This is a genomic window from Candidatus Enterococcus wittei (assembly GCF_002140175.1).
In the GTDB taxonomy this organism is placed as follows: Bacteria; Bacillota; Bacilli; order Lactobacillales; family Enterococcaceae; genus Enterococcus_B; species Enterococcus_B wittei.
The window spans coordinates 882,354-885,602 of sequence record NZ_NGMO01000001.1 but is presented as its reverse complement, the minus strand read 5'-3'; the positions used below and the strand labels follow the sequence as shown (position 1 = coordinate 885,602).

The window sequence follows — 3,249 nt, the reverse complement described above, 5'->3', positions numbered from 1 at the left end:
TAAACTTTTTAAATATTGACTATGATTACTGTTGTATATTTATTTATTAATTTTTTTTAAAGGAGAGAACAGATGAACGAAAAACAATTGCGCTGGTTTACAGTAGCATTAATTGCTTTCAACATGGTCTGGGGCATGGGGAATGTGGTCAACAACTACGCGCAGCAAGGAATTTCAGTAATTACTTCATGGTTATTGATTCTTGCAATTTATTTTATTCCCTACGCATTGATTGTGGGTCAGTTGGGATCGGCTTTCAAAGATAGTAAAGGCGGTGTCAGTTCTTGGGTCGAAAATACGACATCCAATAAACGACTAGCCTATTATGCTGCCTGGACTTATTGGGTTGTGCATATTCCTTATTTAGCACAAAAACCTCAAGCGATTCTGATTGCTGGAGGATGGGCCGTTCAAGGAAACGGAAATATCGTGAACACGATGTCCGTTCAAATGGTTGCGGTCATTTCCTTGATTATTTTCTTAGCTTTCTTGTATCTTTCAACAAAAGGATTATCAACATTGAAAGTCATCGGTGGCTTAGCGGGTACAGCAATGTTCGTCATGTCCTTGCTATTCATTTTGCTAGCTGTGACTGCACCATTCATCAATCCAACGATGGAATTTGCAACAGCAAACATGAATCAAGTAAAAACATACATCCCTACATTTGACTTTAGTTACTTTACGACTGTTTCTATGTTAGTCTTTGCTGTAGGTGGAGCAGAAAAAATCTCACCTTACGTTAATTCAACACGTAATCCAGCTAAAGAGTTTCCAAAAGGAATGATTTTCTTAGCTGCGATGGTTGGGATCTGTGCCGTTTTAGGTTCTGTAGCTATGGGAATGCTTTTTGCAAGTGATAATATTCCAAAAGACTTAATGGCAAATGGTGCTTACAGTGCCTTCCAGATTTTAGGTAATTATTATGGTATCGGTAATGTACTGATGATTATCTATGCATTGACAAACATGGTCGGACAGATTTCAGCTTTAGCGTTCTCTATTGATGCACCACTGAAGATTTTATTAGCAGATGCTGACCCTGAATTTGTTCCAAGATGGTTGCGCAAACGTAATCGTAAAGGAACGTTAGTGAATGGCTATTTATTCACAGGTATTTTAGTAGGAATCATCATCTTGCTGCCAATCTTTGGTATTAGAGATATGAATGAGTTAGTAAAATGGTTGACTAATTTAAATTCTGTTGTGATGCCAATGCGTTACCTATGGGTATTCTTAGCTTACATGATGTTAAATAAAGCTTACAAAAAATTTACATCTGAATACAAATTTGTGAAAAATCCAAAAGTTGGATTCATTTTTGGTGCATGGTGTTTTGCGTTCACAGCATTTGCTTGTATTTTAGGAATGGTTCCTAAAGTAGAATATGCTGCAGATCCTAAAGCATGGTGGTTCCAATTAATCTCGAACATTGTCACACCAATCATTCTGATCTTATTAGGAATGATCTTACCGGCAATTGCCCGTCGTGATAAAAAAGATAATGACAACAATGAGTCAGTCGTTCAAGCATAAAACATTTCGTGACCGAATCAATCCATTGATTCGGTCTTTTTTGTTTTAATAATTAGAATACATTAAAATGAAGAAGACCACATTTGTTAAGGAGATAGAGATGAAAATAATGATTATTGGACAATCAGGAGCAGGGAAATCGACGTTAGCTAGAACGTTACACTCTATAACAGCGATTCCATTATTCCCCCTTGATCGTTTATGGCTGACAACTGATTATACTAAAGAAGCAAAAAAATGGTTTGATAAAGAACAGAAAAGTTTTATGGAAACGAACACGGAATGGATCATAGAAGGAAATTATCCTTCTAGTATTAATCAAAGGATCAAACAGGCAGATTTGATCTTATTACTTCGTATTACTCGGGGAGAAGCACTATATCGGATAATTAAACGATCAATTAAACGCAAATTTAACATAAACACACGTCCAGATGTCCCCGAAGAATTTACGGAAAAATTTGATAAAGAGTATATCAAATTTTTAGCATATGCTTGGAATTTTCAAAAAGAAACTGAGCCAGTCATGATTGAAAAGATCAATAAACTTGGTGCATTGGATAAATTGATCATTTTAAAAGGAAGAAAGCAACAAGCAGCATTTCTCGAACAAATAGAGAAGTAAAATTAATTGACACTTTTTGTTTACAAGTGTAATCTATTTATAGATATTAAGTTTACGTTTGTAAACAAAAAGGGAGTGTCTGTATGGAAGAATTGAAAACTCCAGTTAAAATTAGTGATTCTGAGTGGGAAGTCATGCGAGTGATTTGGACACTTGGTCAATCAACTGCACAAGAAATAACTCAGATTCTAGGAGAATCAATGGACTGGAAGCCTGCAACAGTAAAAACACTATTAGGAAGACTCGTAAAAAAACAAGCGATATGGACAGAGCAAGTGGGGAAAAAGTTCATCTATCATCCAACCATCTCTGAAACAACATCTGTTCAAAGTGCTGCTGAAAATCTTTTTTCGCATATTTGTGCAAAAAAAGTCGGAACGACAATTGCAGATTTAGTTGCTGAAGCTACACTGACACAGGCAGATATCGATCAGATCATGGAACAGCTAAAACAAAAAGAACCAGTATCCATGATTGCATGCAATTGTATTCCTGGGCAATGTCAATGTCATGAACAATAGGAGGAAGAAAAATGAAGCAACAACTTTCAATAAAAGGAATGAGCTGTCAACATTGTGTCGCACGTGTGGAGGAGTCTGTAAAAGCTCTTGATGGTGTCAAAAAAATCAAGGTGCAGCTAAAAAAAGCAACTGGCACAGTTAAGTATGACGAATCTCTTGTGAACCCAGAGAAAATTTCTCAAACCATCAATGATTTAGGATATCAGGCAGAGTTTATTTAAAAAAAGGATAGTGCAATCGAGTGGCGAGTAAAGAATAGGACGTTGATGATTTTTTTCGTCTTAGAATAGTCTATTTGCGTCTAGGATGAAAAGTGGAGCTAGATGAGGAATTACTTATTTTCTTTCCTTCATGTGTCATACTACTTTAAAGATATAGTTTCTTGATTAGATGGGGAGATGCTGTGAGCTATCCCCTTTTTTATTTAATGAAAAGTAATCAATTACAAAAAAACTATTTTTTAGAGAAAAACTTGAATACGTCAGAAGGTAATTATAAAACAGGAATATTATTTTAAGAATTTCTGTAGTAAATATCATTATTATGTAGAAAGAGTGACAGTATTTT

General features: G+C 35.4%; 4 protein-coding genes. All 4 read left to right on the top strand.

Translation table 11 applies throughout. From position 1 onward, the window contains the following. Nucleotides 1-72: 72 nt before the first annotated feature. The 4 genes from A5844_RS03585 (at nt 73) to copZ (ending at nt 2,903) form a co-directional block, all read left to right on the top strand. Nucleotides 73-1,536 (top strand): APC family permease, encoded by a 1,464-nt coding sequence (locus A5844_RS03585; RefSeq protein ID WP_086283909.1) that lies wholly within the window; start codon nt 73-75, stop codon nt 1,534-1,536. 100 nt (nt 1,537-1,636) lie between these two features. Continuing rightward, nucleotides 1,637-2,161, top strand: coding sequence for a P-loop NTPase family protein (locus A5844_RS03580; RefSeq protein ID WP_086283908.1), 525 nt, complete (start codon nt 1,637-1,639; stop codon nt 2,159-2,161). 83 nt (nt 2,162-2,244) lie between these two features. Next, nucleotides 2,245-2,682 carry a CopY/TcrY family copper transport repressor gene (locus tag A5844_RS03575; RefSeq protein ID WP_086283907.1) on the top strand — a complete coding sequence of 146 codons (438 nt, stop codon included), beginning with the start codon at nt 2,245-2,247 and terminating at the stop codon, nt 2,680-2,682. An 11-nt stretch (nt 2,683-2,693) separates the two neighbouring features. Beyond that, entirely contained in the window at nt 2,694-2,903 is a 210-nt protein-coding gene (gene copZ / locus A5844_RS03570) for a copper chaperone CopZ (protein ID WP_086283906.1), read from the top strand. The last annotated feature ends 346 nt before the right edge of the window (nt 2,904-3,249 follow it).

Coding starts and splice junctions, on each gene's coding strand:
- A5844_RS03585 (WP_086283909.1), top strand. CDS start 73: ATGAACGAAAAACAATTGCGCTGGTTTACAGTAGCATTAATTGCTTTC.
- A5844_RS03580 (WP_086283908.1), top strand. CDS start 1,637: ATGAAAATAATGATTATTGGACAATCAGGAGCAGGGAAATCGACGTTA.
- A5844_RS03575 (WP_086283907.1), top strand. CDS start 2,245: ATGGAAGAATTGAAAACTCCAGTTAAAATTAGTGATTCTGAGTGGGAA.
- copZ (WP_086283906.1), top strand. CDS start 2,694: ATGAAGCAACAACTTTCAATAAAAGGAATGAGCTGTCAACATTGTGTC.